The 15,372-nt window shown below is 51.2% G+C and carries 14 protein-coding genes and 7 tRNA genes; 12 read left to right on the top strand and 9 right to left on the bottom strand.

Going from position 1 to position 15,372, the window contains the following annotated elements; all coding sequences use genetic code 11:
- The first annotated feature begins 5 nt into the window (after positions 1-5).
- The 11 genes from pal to pnuC all read left to right on the top strand — a co-directional run bounded on the left by pal (position 6) and on the right by pnuC (position 4,571).
- Positions 6-527, top strand: coding sequence for a peptidoglycan-associated lipoprotein Pal (pal, locus tag AB4H76_RS15720; RefSeq protein ID WP_001295306.1), 522 nt, complete (start codon positions 6-8; stop codon positions 525-527).
- Positions 528-536: 9 nt separating this feature from the next.
- Positions 537-1,328: a cell division protein CpoB gene (cpoB, locus tag AB4H76_RS15715; RefSeq protein ID WP_000097580.1), complete on the top strand. Its 792-nt coding sequence runs from the start codon at positions 537-539 to the stop codon at positions 1,326-1,328.
- 164 nt (positions 1,329-1,492) lie between these two features.
- A tRNA-Lys gene (locus AB4H76_RS15710) sits at positions 1,493-1,568 on the top strand.
- Between the two features lie 135 nt (positions 1,569-1,703).
- A tRNA-Val gene (locus tag AB4H76_RS15705) sits at positions 1,704-1,779 on the top strand.
- A 2-nt stretch (positions 1,780-1,781) separates the two neighbouring features.
- Positions 1,782-1,857, top strand: a tRNA-Lys gene (locus AB4H76_RS15700).
- 51 nt (positions 1,858-1,908) lie between these two features.
- Positions 1,909-1,984: transfer RNA gene (locus AB4H76_RS15695), tRNA-Val, on the top strand.
- A 3-nt stretch (positions 1,985-1,987) separates the two neighbouring features.
- Positions 1,988-2,063 (top strand) — tRNA-Lys (locus AB4H76_RS15690).
- 146 nt (positions 2,064-2,209) lie between these two features.
- A tRNA-Lys gene (locus AB4H76_RS15685) sits at positions 2,210-2,285 on the top strand.
- Between the two features lie 132 nt (positions 2,286-2,417).
- A tRNA-Lys gene (locus AB4H76_RS15680) sits at positions 2,418-2,493 on the top strand.
- 277 nt (positions 2,494-2,770) lie between these two features.
- Complete coding sequence (gene nadA, locus AB4H76_RS15675; RefSeq protein ID WP_000115291.1) at positions 2,771-3,814, top strand: quinolinate synthase NadA; 1,044 nt, start codon at positions 2,771-2,773, stop codon at positions 3,812-3,814.
- A 37-nt stretch (positions 3,815-3,851) separates the two neighbouring features.
- A complete protein-coding gene (pnuC, locus tag AB4H76_RS15670; RefSeq protein ID WP_000345410.1) occupies positions 3,852-4,571 on the top strand; it encodes a nicotinamide riboside transporter PnuC in 720 nt (239 codons plus the stop codon).
- Here pnuC and zitB read toward each other — a convergent pair.
- Together zitB and AB4H76_RS15660 are read right to left on the bottom strand one after the other, a co-directional pair.
- The gene (zitB, locus tag AB4H76_RS15665) at positions 4,568-5,509 is read right to left on the bottom strand and encodes a CDF family zinc transporter ZitB (RefSeq protein WP_000951292.1); all 942 of its coding nucleotides are present in this window, start codon (positions 5,507-5,509) and stop codon (positions 4,568-4,570) included. The two genes, pnuC and zitB, sit on opposite strands and share 4 nt — an antisense overlap.
- Positions 5,510-5,622: 113 nt before the next feature.
- Positions 5,623-6,003: a YbgS-like family protein gene (locus AB4H76_RS15660; RefSeq protein ID WP_000784351.1), complete on the bottom strand. Its 381-nt coding sequence runs from the start codon at positions 6,001-6,003 to the stop codon at positions 5,623-5,625.
- A 315-nt stretch (positions 6,004-6,318) separates the two neighbouring features.
- Between AB4H76_RS15660 and aroG the strand changes: the two genes are divergently transcribed.
- Entirely contained in the window at positions 6,319-7,371 is a 1,053-nt protein-coding gene (gene aroG, locus AB4H76_RS15655; protein ID WP_001109196.1) for a 3-deoxy-7-phosphoheptulonate synthase AroG, read from the top strand.
- Positions 7,372-7,528: 157 nt separating this feature from the next.
- On the opposite strand, the gene gpmA is transcribed toward aroG, so the two are convergent.
- From gpmA to modE, 7 genes are all read right to left on the bottom strand, one after another.
- Positions 7,529-8,281, bottom strand: a complete 753-nt coding sequence (gene gpmA / locus AB4H76_RS15650; RefSeq protein ID WP_001295305.1) for a 2,3-diphosphoglycerate-dependent phosphoglycerate mutase — start codon at positions 8,279-8,281, stop codon at positions 7,529-7,531.
- Between the two features lie 201 nt (positions 8,282-8,482).
- Positions 8,483-9,523: a galactose-1-epimerase gene (gene galM, locus AB4H76_RS15645; RefSeq protein ID WP_000931389.1), complete on the bottom strand. Its 1,041-nt coding sequence runs from the start codon at positions 9,521-9,523 to the stop codon at positions 8,483-8,485.
- Positions 9,517-10,665 carry a galactokinase gene (gene galK / locus AB4H76_RS15640; RefSeq protein WP_000053415.1) on the bottom strand — a complete coding sequence of 383 codons (1,149 nt, stop codon included), beginning with the start codon at positions 10,663-10,665 and terminating at the stop codon, positions 9,517-9,519. Before galK ends, galM begins: the two co-directional genes overlap by 7 nt.
- 3 nt (positions 10,666-10,668) lie before the next feature.
- Positions 10,669-11,715 (bottom strand): galactose-1-phosphate uridylyltransferase, encoded by a 1,047-nt coding sequence (gene galT, locus AB4H76_RS15635; protein ID WP_000191497.1) that lies wholly within the window; start codon positions 11,713-11,715, stop codon positions 10,669-10,671.
- Between the two features lie 9 nt (positions 11,716-11,724).
- On the bottom strand, positions 11,725-12,741 hold the full coding sequence (galE, locus tag AB4H76_RS15630; protein ID WP_001265438.1) for a UDP-glucose 4-epimerase GalE: 1,017 nt from the start codon (positions 12,739-12,741) through the stop codon (positions 11,725-11,727).
- Between the two features lie 260 nt (positions 12,742-13,001).
- Complete coding sequence (gene modF, locus AB4H76_RS15625; RefSeq protein ID WP_000096875.1) at positions 13,002-14,474, bottom strand: molybdate ABC transporter ATP-binding protein ModF; 1,473 nt, start codon at positions 14,472-14,474, stop codon at positions 13,002-13,004.
- Positions 14,475-14,541: 67 nt separating this feature from the next.
- On the bottom strand, positions 14,542-15,330 hold the full coding sequence (gene modE, locus AB4H76_RS15620) for a molybdenum-dependent transcriptional regulator (protein WP_001147439.1): 789 nt from the start codon (positions 15,328-15,330) through the stop codon (positions 14,542-14,544).
- Positions 15,331-15,372 lie beyond the last annotated feature (42 nt).

Here is a 15,372-nt window from a genome sequence, read left to right as displayed (position 1 = left end):
TTGAAATGCAACTGAACAAAGTGCTGAAAGGGCTGATGATTGCTCTGCCTGTTATGGCAATTGCGGCATGTTCTTCCAACAAGAACGCCAGCAATGACGGCAGCGAAGGCATGCTGGGTGCCGGCACTGGTATGGATGCGAACGGCGGCAACGGCAACATGTCTTCCGAAGAGCAGGCTCGTCTGCAAATGCAACAGCTGCAGCAGAACAACATCGTTTACTTCGATCTGGACAAGTACGATATCCGTTCTGACTTCGCTCAAATGCTGGATGCACATGCAAACTTCCTGCGTAGCAACCCGTCTTACAAAGTCACCGTAGAAGGTCACGCGGACGAACGTGGTACTCCGGAATACAACATCTCCCTGGGTGAACGTCGTGCGAACGCCGTTAAGATGTACCTGCAGGGTAAAGGCGTTTCTGCAGACCAGATCTCCATCGTTTCTTACGGTAAAGAAAAACCTGCAGTACTGGGTCATGACGAAGCGGCATACTCCAAAAACCGTCGTGCGGTACTGGTTTACTAAGAGAATTGCATGAGCAGTAACTTCAGACATCAACTATTGAGTCTGTCGTTACTGGTTGGTATAGCGGCCCCCTGGGCCGCTTTTGCTCAGGCACCAATCAGTAGTGTCGGCTCAGGCTCGGTCGAAGACCGCGTCACTCAACTTGAGCGTATTTCTAATGCTCACAGCCAGCTTTTAACCCAACTCCAGCAACAACTTTCTGATAATCAATCCGATATTGATTCCCTGCGTGGTCAGATTCAGGAAAATCAGTATCAACTGAATCAGGTCGTGGAGCGGCAAAAGCAGATCCTGTTGCAGATCGACAGCCTCAGCAGCGGTGGTGCAGCGGCGCAATCAACCAGCAGCGATCAAAGCGGTGCGGCGGCATCAACGACGCCGACAGCTGATGCTGGTACTGCGAATGCTGGCGCGCCGGTGAAAAGCGGCGATGCAAACACGGATTACAATGCAGCTATTGCGCTGGTGCAGGATAAATCCCGCCAGGATGACGCAATGGTGGCATTTCAGAATTTCATCAAAAATTACCCTGATTCAACTTACCTGCCAAACGCCAATTATTGGCTGGGTCAGTTAAACTACAACAAGGGTAAAAAAGATGATGCGGCATACTATTTTGCTTCGGTAGTGAAAAACTATCCGAAGTCACCAAAGGCTGCTGATGCGATGTTTAAAGTCGGCGTCATCATGCAGGACAAAGGTGACACCGCAAAAGCGAAAGCCGTATACCAGCAGGTTATCAGTAAATACCCTGGTACTGATGGCGCTAAACAGGCACAAAAACGTCTGAACGCGATGTAATGCATAACACACGACCAGAAGTCGCATTATTTCTGGTCGTGTCGTGCGAATCATAAGCAGTTGAGTGATCTGCATCGAAATTTTTGTTGCGCTCAAGTCTGAAATCAGTAATATATGCCGCCGTTGCCACGGGATATCAAACAAACCGAAAGCAACGAAAAAGTGGGTCGTTAGCTCAGTTGGTAGAGCAGTTGACTTTTAATCAATTGGTCGCAGGTTCGAATCCTGCACGACCCACCAATCGCTAAGGTGGAAGCGGTAGTAAAACGTGAAGGATAACGTTGCATCAGCAACGGCCCGAAGGGCGAGACGAAGTCGAGTCATCCTGCACGACCCACCACTAACATAGTTAGTTGTAGTATCCAGCGTAGTATTGGGTGATTAGCTCAGCTGGGAGAGCACCTCCCTTACAAGGAGGGGGTCGGCGGTTCGATCCCGTCATCACCCACCACCGGGTCGTTAGCTCAGTTGGTAGAGCAGTTGACTTTTAATCAATTGGTCGCAGGTTCGAATCCTGCACGACCCACCACTAATTACGGTGGGTTCGGTGGAAGTAGTTTGTAGTATCCAGCGCAGTATCGGGTGATTAGCTCAGCTGGGAGAGCACCTCCCTTACAAGGAGGGGGTCGGCGGTTCGATCCCGTCATCACCCACCACTCGGGTCGTTAGCTCAGTTGGTAGAGCAGTTGACTTTTAATCAATTGGTCGCAGGTTCGAATCCTGCACGACCCACCAGTTTTAACATCAAACTCAGATGTTAAGCGTGAAGGATAACGTTACGCCAGCAACGGCCCGTAGGGCGAGCGAAGCGAGTCATCCTGCACGAGCCACCAATTTTAAAGATTGGTTCCGAGTAGAAATCTTTCAGGTAACACCCATATGGGTCGTTAGCTCAGTTGGTAGAGCAGTTGACTTTTAATCAATTGGTCGCAGGTTCGAATCCTGCACGACCCACCAATTTAAAGGTGGTTACTGGTAGAGAACGTGAAGGATAACGTTGCGTTAGCAACGGCCCGAAGGGCGAGACGAAGTCCAGTCATCCTGCACGACCCACCATCCTGAATGATTAAAGCAGCATAATCCCGCAAGGGGTCGTTAGCTCAGTTGGTAGAGCAGTTGACTTTTAATCAATTGGTCGCAGGTTCGAATCCTGCACGACCCACCAATGTAAAAAAGCGCCCTAAAGGCGCTTTTTTGCTATTCAGGCATCTCTCAATTTCAATTCTTGACCCTGATGACATACTCCGCGCTTGCTGCGTAAACAACTTTACGTCGGAGGAATAAGACGCAAAGTGTGGCATTCGGCATCTCATACGTAATTCGAGTGACTTTTCCCCACCATTCGACTATCTTGTTTAGCATATAAAACAAATTACACCGATAACAGCGAATATTACGCTAATGTCGGTTTTAACGTTAAGCCTGTAAAACGAGATGGTAAGATGAGCGTAATGTTTGATCCAGACACGGCGATTTATCCTTTCCCCCCGAAGCCGACGCCGTTAAGCATTGATGAAAAAGCGTATTACCGCGAGAAGATAAAACGTCTGCTAAAAGAACGTAATGCGGTGATGGTTGCCCACTACTATACCGATCCCGAAATTCAACAACTGGCAGAAGAAACCGGTGGCTGTATTTCTGATTCTCTGGAAATGGCGCGCTTCGGTGCAAAGCATCCCGCTTCTACTTTGTTAGTCGCTGGGGTGAGATTTATGGGAGAAACCGCCAAAATTCTCAGTCCGGAAAAAACAATTCTGATGCCGACACTTCAGGCTGAATGTTCACTGGATCTCGGCTGCCCTGTTGAAGAATTTAACGCATTTTGCGATGCCCATCCCGATCGTACTGTCGTCGTCTACGCCAACACTTCTGCTGCGGTAAAAGCGCGCGCAGATTGGGTGGTAACTTCAAGCATTGCCGTCGAACTTATTGATCATCTTGATAGTTTGGGTGAAAAAATCATCTGGGCACCCGACAAACATCTGGGGCGTTACGTGCAAAAACAGACGGGTGGAGACATTCTATGCTGGCAGGGTGCCTGTATTGTGCATGATGAATTTAAGACTCAGGCGTTAACCCGCTTGCAAGAAGAATACCCGGATGCTGCCATACTGGTGCATCCAGAATCACCACAAGCTATTGTCGATATGGCGGATGCGGTCGGTTCCACCAGTCAACTGATCGCTGCTGCGAAAACATTGCCACATCAGAGGCTTATTGTGGCAACCGATCGGGGTATTTTCTACAAAATGCAGCAGGCGGTGCCAGATAAAGAGTTACTGGAAGCACCAACCGCAGGTGAGGGTGCAACCTGCCGCAGCTGCGCGCATTGTCCGTGGATGGCCATGAATGGCCTTCAGGCCATCGCAGAGGCATTAGAACAGGAAGGAAGCAATCACGAGGTTCATGTTGAAGAAAGGCTGCGAGAGAGGGCGCTGGTGCCGCTCAATCGTATGCTGGATTTTGCGGCTACACTACGTGGATAACGAATAATAAGGCGTAACGTTACGCTTTGGGGGAAAGATGGATTTTTTTAGTGTGCAGAATATCCTGGTACATATACCAATAGGGGCAGGCGGTTATGATCTCTCATGGATCGAAGCGGTAGGCACGATCGCTGGGTTGCTGTGTATTGGCCTTGCCAGTCTGGAGAAGATCAGCAACTACTTCTTTGGCCTGATCAACGTCACCTTGTTTGGCATTATTTTCTTTCAGATTCAGCTGTATGCCAGCCTGCTATTACAGGTGTTTTTCTTTGCCGCGAATATTTACGGTTGGTATGCGTGGTCGCGACAAACCAGTCAGAACGAGGCGGAGTTGAAAATTCGCTGGTTGCCATTGCCGAAGGCACTCAGCTGGTTGGCGGTTTGCGTTGTTTCGATTGGTCTGATGACGGTATTTATCAATCCGGTGTTTGCATTTTTGACCCGCGTGGCAGTCATGATCATGCAAGCATTAGGATTACAGGTTGTGATGCCTGAACTGCAACCGGACGCTTTCCCGTTCTGGGATTCATGCATGATGGTGTTATCTATCGTGGCAATGATTCTGATGACGCGTAAGTATGTGGAAAACTGGCTGTTGTGGGTGATTATTAACGTGATTAGCGTCGTTATTTTTGCACTTCAGGGCGTTTACGCCATGTCTCTGGAGTACATCATCCTGACCTTTATTGCGCTCAACGGCAGCCGGATGTGGATCAACAGCGCACGTGAAAGAGGCTCACGCGCGCTGTCCCATTAATGGTGATGATGTGAATGGCCAGACACCCCTTCATTCAGGTGGCAGTCTGGCCCATGACAAGGTTGATATTCCATCTGAATGGTGGCGTGCTCAATCTGATAGTGATCCATCAGGTAGTGTTGGATCTGATCCAACAAGGCATCGTGATCGTGTGGCGGGATCACCTGCACATGCAACGTCATCACCGGCTTCTCGCCTACCATCCATACATGTACATGGTGCACATTGCGGACTTCCGGGATTTCCCGGCACATACGACGCTTCAGTTCAGCGATATCCAGCGATACCGGTGCACCTTCAAGTAATTCATTCACGCTATCTTTCAACAGTCGCCACGCGCTACGCAGAACCAGAAGCGACACCAGTATCGAGAGAATGGGGTCAGCAGGTGTCCAGCCAGTCCAGATAATAATCAACGCGGCAATAATAGCCCCAACCGAACCCAGCAGGTCCCCGAGCACATGCAGTGCCGCTGCTCGTACGTTGAGGTTTTTCTCTTCGCTGCCGTGATGAAGTAACCAGAAAGAAAGTATATTTGCCAGCAACCCAGCCACGGCAATTGCCATCATCATGCCGCCCTCGACCGGACGCGGCGTGCGGAAGCGTTCTATCGCCTCCCAGACAATCAAAATGGTAATTACCACGAGGGCTATGGCATTCACAAACGCCGCGAGCGTGGTCAGTCTTAGCCAACCGAAAGTGTGGCGAATGGTGGGAGGACGACGTGAAAATTGCACGGCGAGTAGGGCGAAAAGCAGGGCGGCAGTATCGGTCAACATATGACCCGCATCGGCCAGCAATGCCAGAGAACCAGAAAGAAAACCACCAACGACTTCTACCAGCATAAACCCGGCAGTCACGCCGAAAGCATACAACAAGCGACGAGCATTATTATCTTCTGGCAGGTGTGAGGACGTGTGTGAGTGTGAGTGCGCCATGACGAGTCATCCCTTAATTATTCTCACTTAACTTTATGACATCATACTGCTTTTAGAAGTGAAAAATTAAAAGGGAGAGACTCCGCTCTCCCATTATTGGCTATTTTGCAGGGTTACTGCGTGGTACCGTCGGTTTTGGTATCGACATCATTATTGATGCCATCACCGGTTTGTACCTTTTTATTGATATCCGGACAGCGACCATCTTTGCACATGGTGTTCTTGTGCTCTTCATCTTTGGTCATTCCGTCATTGTTCATTGAAGAACCATCCGAATGCAGCATTGTGCCGCCAGAACCGGTATTTACCCCGTTATTGTCGACGTTATTTGGCGCGACATTTTCACGGGCGTCAGGGGCTACCTGGCCCGCATCAGCTGCGGCGTTTGCCTGGCCGTTATTAGTTTGCGCTCCGCTATCGGCAGCCAGTGCGGCACCGCTGGCAAGGCTTAGAGTGGCAGTCAGAAATAATGTGGCCAGTTTTGTCATTTTCATAGGATGCTCCTGTTATGGTCGTTATGTCGGATAACCTCTTCCAACAGTGCATTTGCAGGTGAATATAAGGCATTGGTTTAAGATTTCAGCCAGGTTATGAAACGCAGCAGAGAATCTTGAAATAATTAACAAACAAAGGAGTTACAGTTAGAAATTGTAGGAGAGATCTCGTTTTTCGCGACAATCTGGCGTTTTTCTTGCTAATTCCAGGATTAATCCGTTCATAGTGTAAAACCCCGTTTACACATTCTGACGGAAGATATAGATTGGAAGTATTGCATTCACTAAGATAAGTATGGCAACACTGGAACAGACATGAATTATCAGAACGACGATTTACGCATCAAAGAAATCAAAGAGTTACTTCCTCCTGTCGCATTGCTGGAAAAATTCCCCGCTACTGAAAATGCCGCGAATACGGTTGCCCATGCCCGAAAAGCGATCCATAAGATCCTGAAAGGTAATGATGATCGCCTGTTGGTTGTGATTGGCCCATGCTCAATTCATGATCCTGTCGCGGCAAAAGAGTATGCCACTCGCTTGCTGGCGCTGCGTGAAGAGCTGAAAGATGAGCTGGAAATCGTAATGCGCGTCTATTTTGAAAAGCCGCGTACCACGGTGGGCTGGAAAGGGCTGATTAACGATCCGCATATGGATAATAGCTTCCAGATCAACGACGGTCTGCGTATAGCCCGTAAATTGCTGCTTGATATTAACGACAGCGGTCTGCCAGCGGCAGGTGAGTTTCTCGATATGATCACCCCACAATATCTCGCTGACCTGATGAGCTGGGGCGCAATTGGCGCACGTACCACCGAATCGCAGGTGCACCGCGAACTGGCATCAGGGCTTTCTTGTCCGGTCGGCTTCAAAAATGGCACCGACGGTACGATTAAAGTGGCTATCGATGCCATTAATGCCGCCGGTGCGCCGCACTGCTTCCTGTCCGTAACGAAATGGGGGCATTCGGCGATTGTGAATACCAGCGGTAACGGCGATTGCCATATCATTCTGCGCGGCGGTAAAGAGCCTAACTACAGCGCGAAGCACGTTGCTGAAGTGAAAGAAGGGCTGAACAAAGCAGGCCTGCCAGCACAGGTGATGATCGATTTCAGCCATGCTAACTCGTCCAAACAATTCAAAAAGCAGATGGATGTTTGTGCTGACGTTTGCCAGCAGATTGCCGGTGGCGAAAAGGCCATTATTGGCGTGATGGTGGAAAGCCATCTGGTGGAAGGCAATCAGAGCCTCGAGAGCGGGGAGCCGCTGGCCTACGGTAAGAGCATCACCGATGCCTGCATCGGCTGGGAAGATACCGATGCTCTGTTACGTCAACTGGCGAATGCAGTAAAAGCGCGTCGCGGGTAAGGTTTAATTGTCGGATGCGCCGTCAGAGTGGCGTATCCGATGAATCACCACAGGCCTGATAAGTCGCGCAGCGTCGCATCAGGCAATGTGCTCCATTGTTAGCAACAAAAAAGCCGACTCACTTGCAGTCGGCTTTCTCATTTTAAACGAATGACGTTTACTTCGCTTTACCCTGGTTTGCAACCGCCGCTGCTTTCGCTGCGATCTCGTCAGCATTACCCAGATAATAGCGTTTCAGCGGTTTGAAATTCTCGTCGAACTCATACACCAGCGGCACGCCAGTCGGGATATTAAGCTCAAGAATCTCTTCTTCGCTCATGTTATCAAGATATTTCACCAGCGCACGTAAAGAGTTACCGTGTGCAGCGATGATCACGCGCTCACCGCTCTTCATACGCGGCAGAATAGTTTCATTCCAGTAAGGGATCACGCGGTCAATGGTCAGCGCCAGGCTTTCCGTCAGCGGCAGTTCTTTCTCGCTCAGTTTCGCGTAACGCGGATCGTGACCCGGATAACGCTCATCATCTTTAGTCAGTTCCGGCGGAGTCACTGCAAAACCACGACGCCACTGTTTCACCTGCTCGTCGCCATACTTTTCAGCAGTTTCCGCTTTGTTCAGACCCTGCAACGCACCGTAGTGACGTTCGTTCAGTTTCCAGGATTTCTCAACGGGCAGCCATGCCTGATCCAGTTCGTCCAGCACATTCCACAGGGTATGGATAGCGCGTTTCAGCACAGAAGTGTAAGCAAAGTCAAAGCTGTAACCTTCCTCTTTCAGCAGCTTACCTGCTGCTTTTGCTTCGCTTACGCCTTTCTCAGACAGATCCACGTCGTACCAACCGGTGAAACGGTTTTCTTTGTTCCACTGACTTTCGCCATGACGAACCAGAACCAGCTTAGTTACAGCCATATACTTACTCCTCAAATCATCTTTTAATGATAATAATTCTCATTATATTGCCGCGACGAAGCAACAGCAATGCTTACGCATAACCATAGCGAAAATAGTGGCGCAGTGTAAGGTTGTTGTGAATATTGAGTTGCAAATATGTCGGTGTTTGCTGGTGATTTGAACAATATGAGATAAAGCCCTCATGACGAGGGCTTAACATTACTCAGCAATAAACTGATATTCCGTCAGGCTGGAATACTCTTCGCCAGGACGCAGGAAGCAGTCCGGTTGCGGCCATTCAGGGTGGTTCGGGCTGTCCGGTAGAAACTCGCTTTCCAGAGCCAGCCCTTGCCAGTCGGCGTAAGGTTCGGTTCCCCGCGACGGTGTGCCGCCGAGGAAGTTGCCGGAGTAGAATTGCAGAGCCGGAGCGGTGGTGTAGACCTTCAGCTGCAATTTTTCATCTGCTGACCAGACATGCGCCGCCACTTTCTTGCCATCGCCTTTGGCCTGTAACAAGAATGCGTGATCGTAACCTTTCACTTTGCGCTGATCGTCGTCGGCAAGAAACTCACTGGCGATGATTTTGGCGCTGCGGAAATCAAAAGACGTTCCGGCGACAGATTTCAGGCCGTCGTGCGGAATGCCGCCTTCATCAACCGGCAGATATTCGTCCGCCAGAATCTGCAACTTGTGATTGCGCACGTCAGACTGCTCGCCGTCAAGATTGAAATAGACGTGATTAGTCATATTCACCGGGCAAGGTTTATCAACTGTGGCGCGATAAGTAATGGAGATACGGTTATCGTCGGTCAGACGATATTGCACCGTCGCGCCGAGATTACCCGGGAAGCCCTGATCACCATCATCTGAACTCAGGGCAAACAGCACCTGACGATCGTTCTGGTTCACAATCTGCCAGCGACGTTTGTCGAACCCTTCCGGCCCGCCGTGCAGCTGGTTAACGCCCTGACTTGGCGAAAGCGTCACGGTTTCACCGTCAAAGGTATAACGGCTATTGGCGATACGGTTGGCATAACGACCAATAGAGGCCCCCAGAAACGCGGCCTGATCCTGATAGCATTCCGGGCTGGCACAGCCGAGCAGCGCCTCGCGGACGCTGCCATCGGAAAGCGGAATACGGGCGGAAAGTAAAGTCGCACCCCAGTCCATCAGCGTGACTACCATCCCTGCGTTGTTACGCAAAGTTAACAGTCGGTACGGCTGACCATCGGGTGCCAGTGCGGGAGTTTCGTTCAGCACTGTCCTGCTCCTTGTGATGGTTTACAAACGTAAAAAGTCTCTTTAATACCTGTTTTTGCTTCATATTGTTCAGCGACAGCTTGCTGTACGGCAGGCACCAGCTCTTCCGGGATCAACGCGACGATACAGCCGCCAAATCCGCCGCCGGTCATGCGTACGCCACCTTTGTCGCCAATCACAGCTTTGACGATTTCTACCAGAGTGTCAATTTGCGGCACGGTGATTTCGAAATCATCGCGCATAGAGGCATGAGACTCCGCCATCAACTCGCCCATACGTTTCAGGTCGCCTTGCTCCAGCGCGCTGGCAGCTTCAACGGTGCGGGCGTTTTCAGTCAGGATATGACGCACGCGTTTCGCCACGATTGGGTCCAGCTCATGTGCAACAGCGTTGAACTCTTCAATGGTGACATCGCGCAGAGCTGGCTGCTGGAAGAAACGCGCACCGGTTTCACACTGTTCACGACGGGTGTTGTATTCGCTGCCAACCAGGGTACGTTTGAAGTTACTGTTAATGATGACGACAGCCACACCTTTCGGCATGGAAACTGCTTTAGTCCCCAGTGAGCGGCAATCGATCAGCAAGGCATGATCTTTCTTGCCGAGCGCGGAAATTAGCTGATCCATGATCCCGCAGTTACAGCCTACAAACTGGTTTTCTGCTTCCTGACCGTTAAGCGCGATTTGTGCGCCGTCCAGCGGCAGATGATAAAGCTGCTGCAATACGGTTCCGACCGCGACTTCCAGTGAAGCGGAAGAACTTAACCCGGCACCCTGCGGCACATTGCCGCTGATCACCATGTCCACGCCGCCGAAGCTGTTGTTACGCAGTTGCAGATGTTTCACCACGCCACGAACGTAGTTAGCCCATTGATAGTTTTCATGTGCGACAATGGGCGCATCGAGGGAAAACTCGTCGAGCTGATTTTCATAATCGGCTGCCATCACGCGAACTTTACGGTCATCGCGTGGTGCACAACTGATCACGGTTTGATAATCAATCGCGCAGGGCAGAACGAAACCGTCGTTGTAGTCGGTGTGTTCACCAATCAAATTCACGCGGCCAGGCGCCTGAATGGTGTGAGTGGCAGGGTAGCCAAATGCGTTGGCAAACAGAGATTGTGTTTTTTCTTTCAGACTCATTTCTTACACTCCGGATTCGCGAAAATGGATATCGCTGACTGCGCGCAAACGCTCTGCTGCCTGTTCTGCGGTCAGGTCTCGCTGGGTCTCTGCCAGCATTTCATAACCAACCATAAATTTACGTACGGTGGCGGAGCGCAGCAGAGGCGGATAAAAGTGCGCGTGCAGCTGCCAGTGTTGATTCTCTTCGCCATTAAATGGCGCGCCGTGCCAGCCCATAGAGTAGGGGAAGGAGCACTGGAAGAGGTTGTCATAACGACTGGTCAGCTTTTTCAACGCCAGCGCCAGATCGCTGCGCTGGGCGTCGGTCAAATCGGTGATCCGTAAAACGTGGGCTTTGGGCAGCAGTAGCGTTTCGAACGGCCAGGCAGCCCAGTAAGGCACGACGGCTAACCAGTGTTCGGTTTCGACAACGGTACGGCTACCGTCTGCCAGCTCGCGCTGAACATAATCCACCAGCATTGGTGATTTCTGTTCGGCAAAATATTCTTTTTGCAGGCGGTCTTCGCGCTCAGCTTCGTTAGGCAGGAAGCTATTTGCCCAAATCTGACCGTGCGGATGCGGGTTAGAGCAGCCCATCGCCGCGCCTTTGTTTTCAAAAACCTGCACCCATGGGTACGTTTTCCCCAGTTCTGCGGTTTGCTCCTGCCAGGTTTTGACGATTTCCGTCAATGCTGCAACGCTGAGCTCTGGCAGCGTTTTACTGTGATCCGGTGAAAAGCAGATCACCCGGCTGGTGCCGCGCGCGCTCTGGCAACGCATCAGCGGATCGTGACTTTCTGGCGCATCTGGCGTGTCAGACATCAAAGCCGCAAAGTCATTAGTGAAAACGTAAGTCCCGGTGTAATCGGGGTTTTTATCGCCTGTCACCCGCACATTACCTGCGCAGAGGAAGCAATCTGGATCGTGCGCAGGTAACACCTGTTTGGCTGGCGTTTCCTGCGCCCCCTGCCAGGGGCGCTTAGCGCGGTGCGGTGAAACCAGAATCCATTGCCCGGTGAGCGGGTTGTAGCGGCGATGTGGATGATCAACGGGATTAAATTGCGTCATGGTCGTTCCTTAATCGGGATATCCCTGTGGATGGCGTGACTGCCAGTGCCAGGTGTCCTGCGCCATTTCATCGAGTGTGCGCGTTACGCGCCAGTTCAGTTCACGGTCGGCTTTGCTGGCGTCCGCCCAGTAGGCCGGAAGGTCGCCCTCGCGACGCGGTGCAAAATGATAATTAACCGGTTTGCCGCAGGCTTTGCTGAAGGCATTAACCACGTCCAGCACGCTGTTGCCTACGCCAGCGCCGAGGTTGTAGATGTGTACGCCTGGCTTGTTCGCCAGTTTTTCCATCGCCACGACGTGACCGTCCGCCAGATCCATTACGTGGATGTAATCGCGTACGCCAGTACCATCTTCGGTCGGATAATCGTTACCAAAAATCGCCAGCGAGTCGCGACGGCCTACAGCAACCTGGGCGATGTATGGCATCAGGTTATTCGGAATGCCTTGCGGATCTTCGCCCATATCGCCCGACGGATGCGCGCCAACCGGGTTGAAGTAGCGCAGCAGGGCAATGCTCCAGTCCGGCTGGGCTTTTTGCAGATCGGTGAGGATCTGTTCCACCATCAGCTTGCTTTTGCCGTAAGGGCTTTGCGGTGTGCCGGTCGGGAAGCTTTCAACGTATGGAATTTTGGGCTGATCGCCATAAACGGTGGCGGAGGAGCTAAAAATAAAGTTTTTGACGTTAGCGGCGCGCATGGCGCTAATCAGGCGCAGAGTGCCGTTGACATTGTTGTCGTAATATTCCAGCGGTTTTTGTACCGATTCGCCCACGGCTTTCAGCCCGGCGAAGTGGATCACGGTGTCGATAGCGTGATCGTGCAGGATCTCGGTCATCAACGCTTCGTTACGAATATCGCCTTCAACAAACGTTGGATGTTTGCCGCCTAAACGCTCGATAACAGGCAGTACGCTGCGCTTACTGTTACAGAGGTTATCAAGAATGATGACATCATGACCGTTTTGCAGTAATTGCACACAGGTATGACTTCCAATGTAACCGCTACCACCGGTAACCAGAACTCTCATAATTCGCTCCATTAGGCTTATGGTATGAAATAACCATAGCATAACAAAGATGCGAAAAGTGTGACATGGAATAAATTAGTGGAATCGTTTACACAAGAATTTAGCCGTTTTTTATGCGCGATTAAGTGATTATAAAACAGAGGGTTTATGAATGATTGCGCTTTTTATCTGAAAAAAGACGCGGTTTCATGCCTGCATGCGTCGAACCGTTGGCCGGAGAGGGCGCTAAGGCCGCCTCCGGCAAGGTCAGCACTACCGACTCAATATATTTTTGTCAGCACATAGCGATAGAGTCCACCGTCCGGCACGAACTCAAGACGATGGGTAATACAGGCAGGCGCATCTTCAGCGTGGTGCGAAACAAACAACAATTGCGTTTCACCTTCGCTAATCAGCACATCAACAAAACGGCGGATAAGCTGGCGATTCAGCGGATCAAGCCCCTGTAGTGGTTCATCGAGAATAAGCAACGTCGGATGTTTCACCAGTGCGCGGACAATCAGCGCCAGACGCTGCTGTCCCCAGGAAAGACTATGGAACGGAGCGTCAGCCGTGCGTTTATCAATGCCGAGAATATCCAGCCACTGCTGCACCAGTTTTTGCTGGCGATCCGAAACGGCCTGATAAATGCCAATCGAATCAAAATAGCCAGAAAGAATCACATTACGCACGGTAGTGCTGACCCGGTAATCCAGATGCAAACTACTGCTGACGTAACCGATATGCTTTTTGATATCCCAGATGGTTTCGCCGCTGCCGCGACGTCGTCCGAAAAGCGTCAAATCGTTGCTGTAACCTTGCGGATGATCGCCAGTAACCAGGCTTAATAACGTCGATTTTCCTGCACCATTTGGCCCGACAATTTGCCAGTGTTCGCTTGGATTCACCTGCCAGCTAAGGTTATTAAGAATGGGGCGATCGTTATAAGAAACCACGCCATTGTTCAGCACAATGCGCGGTTCGTTGGCGGGTAAGGCGTGACGTGCTGAAGGTTCATCCGGCTCCGGCAGTTGCACACCTTCAAGCTGTTCACTATGCGCCAGTTGCGCGACGAGTGCTTGTTGGAGCAGTTCCTCTTTAGCGCCAGTTTCCGCTAACGTGCAATCCGCCAGCACGCCAGCAAACTGGACAAACTCCGGGATCTCATCGAAGCGATTGAGCACCAGTACCAGAGTAATACCGGACTGATGTAACGAGGCGAGTCGCTCAGCCAGCTGCTGACGTGAGGCAACATCCAGGCCATCGAACGGCTCATCAAGAATCAACAAGTCAGGCTCCGACATCAGCGCCTGACACAGCAGGGTTTTTCGCGTCTCGCCAGTGGAAAGGTATTTAAAGCGTCGGTCGAGGAGGGCGGTAATACCGAACTGCTGCGCCAGTTGCATGCAACGCGGTGCATCCTTTACTTCATCCTGAATGATCTCAGCCGTAGTGCGTCCGGTGTCATCTTCGCCAGGGCCGAGCATATCGGTGTTATTCCGCTGCCATTCGTCGCTGACGAGTTTTTGCAATTGCTCGAAGGAGAGACGAGTGATGTGGGAAAACTGGCTTTGCCGTTCACCTTTCAAAAGCGGAAGTTCCCCCGCCAGCGCGCGGGCCAGGGCCGATTTCCCGCTTCCATTCGAACCGACAAACGCCCAACTATCACCCGCGTTTAACGTTAGCTGAGGCAATTGCAGCGTTTTTGTGTCGCTAAGACGAAACGTGCCTTGCAAAATTTGCAACGATGACATTTTATATCCCACTTTGTGCAGCGATTACTGACAGGGATACGTGTTTCATAACAAATTGTCAACACGCTTAGCACAGCGTGGCGATAATCACGCTGTCGGCATTAAAGTAGGCCGTGACATTCTGTCCTTGCTGAAGAGAAGTCGCTTCATTTACCGGCACTGTGGCGCACAGTGTTTGCCCGTCGGGTAGCGCCATTAATACTTCGCACTGCTCTGCGCCGCGCTCAATATGACTAATAATACCCGGTAATTGGTTGTCAGCGTTTTGCGCGACCGCCTCGTCCTGAGTAATACCTACCCACGGCGCTTTTAGCAATATCAACACTTCTTTGCCTTCATCCAGCCCCAGACGCGCGCCGCTTTGTGCGGTAATTGCGACTTTCAGGCGTGTTTTTCCGTCAGCCAGTAAGACATCAACATGCTGTTGAACGTCATCATGATCGCGGGCGGTGATGGTACCGAACCACTGGTTACGGGCGCTGGTTTGCAGTGAAAAACGTGAGATCGCGGCCAGCAGGCTGTTCAGCGGCAGGGCGTCATCGTCACTTAACACATCAAAGGCTTTTTGCTGGATTTGCGCCAGTAAGTCATAGAGCTGAATCAGTCGCTGACCATAGCGGGTCAGTACTGCGCCGCCGCCACCTTTACCGCCTGTTGCGCGCTCGACCAGAATATGCTCACTTAACTGATTCATCTCGTTAATGGCATCCCAGGCGCTTTTATAGCTAATACCGGCATCTTTCGCTCCCTGGCTAATGGAACCGGAAAGCGCAATGTGTTTTAGTAGCGAAATGCGGCGCGGGTCGGCGAATAATTTTTGTTGGAGCTTAAGGGTGAGAAGGATTTCGGCCTGCATAACAATGTCCTGGCAAAAGTCTTATTGTGACGGAAAACGAAC

The organism is Escherichia sp. UTM R2 (assembly GCF_048593455.1).
GTDB lineage: Bacteria > Pseudomonadota > Gammaproteobacteria > Enterobacterales > Enterobacteriaceae > Escherichia > Escherichia coli.
Note: the sequence above shows the minus strand (reverse complement) of the source record. Positions and strands in the feature narration are given on the sequence as shown.

Excerpts from the sequence above, each read along its gene's own strand:
- pal (WP_001295306.1), top strand. The coding sequence starts at position 6 with ATGCAACTGAACAAAGTGCTGAAAGGGCTGATGATTGCTCTGCCTGTT.
- cpoB (WP_000097580.1), top strand. The coding sequence starts at position 537 with ATGAGCAGTAACTTCAGACATCAACTATTGAGTCTGTCGTTACTGGTT.
- nadA (WP_000115291.1), top strand. The coding sequence starts at position 2,771 with ATGAGCGTAATGTTTGATCCAGACACGGCGATTTATCCTTTCCCCCCG.
- pnuC (WP_000345410.1), top strand. The coding sequence starts at position 3,852 with ATGGATTTTTTTAGTGTGCAGAATATCCTGGTACATATACCAATAGGG.
- zitB (WP_000951292.1), bottom strand. The coding sequence starts at position 5,509 with ATGGCGCACTCACACTCACACACGTCCTCACACCTGCCAGAAGATAAT.
- AB4H76_RS15660 (WP_000784351.1), bottom strand. The coding sequence starts at position 6,003 with ATGAAAATGACAAAACTGGCCACATTATTTCTGACTGCCACTCTAAGC.
- aroG (WP_001109196.1), top strand. The coding sequence starts at position 6,319 with ATGAATTATCAGAACGACGATTTACGCATCAAAGAAATCAAAGAGTTA.
- gpmA (WP_001295305.1), bottom strand. The coding sequence starts at position 8,281 with ATGGCTGTAACTAAGCTGGTTCTGGTTCGTCATGGCGAAAGTCAGTGG.
- galK (WP_000053415.1), bottom strand. The coding sequence starts at position 10,665 with ATGAGTCTGAAAGAAAAAACACAATCTCTGTTTGCCAACGCATTTGGC.
- galT (WP_000191497.1), bottom strand. The coding sequence starts at position 11,715 with ATGACGCAATTTAATCCCGTTGATCATCCACATCGCCGCTACAACCCG.
- galE (WP_001265438.1), bottom strand. The coding sequence starts at position 12,741 with ATGAGAGTTCTGGTTACCGGTGGTAGCGGTTACATTGGAAGTCATACC.
- modF (WP_000096875.1), bottom strand. The coding sequence starts at position 14,474 with ATGTCATCGTTGCAAATTTTGCAAGGCACGTTTCGTCTTAGCGACACA.
- modE (WP_001147439.1), bottom strand. The coding sequence starts at position 15,330 with ATGCAGGCCGAAATCCTTCTCACCCTTAAGCTCCAACAAAAATTATTC.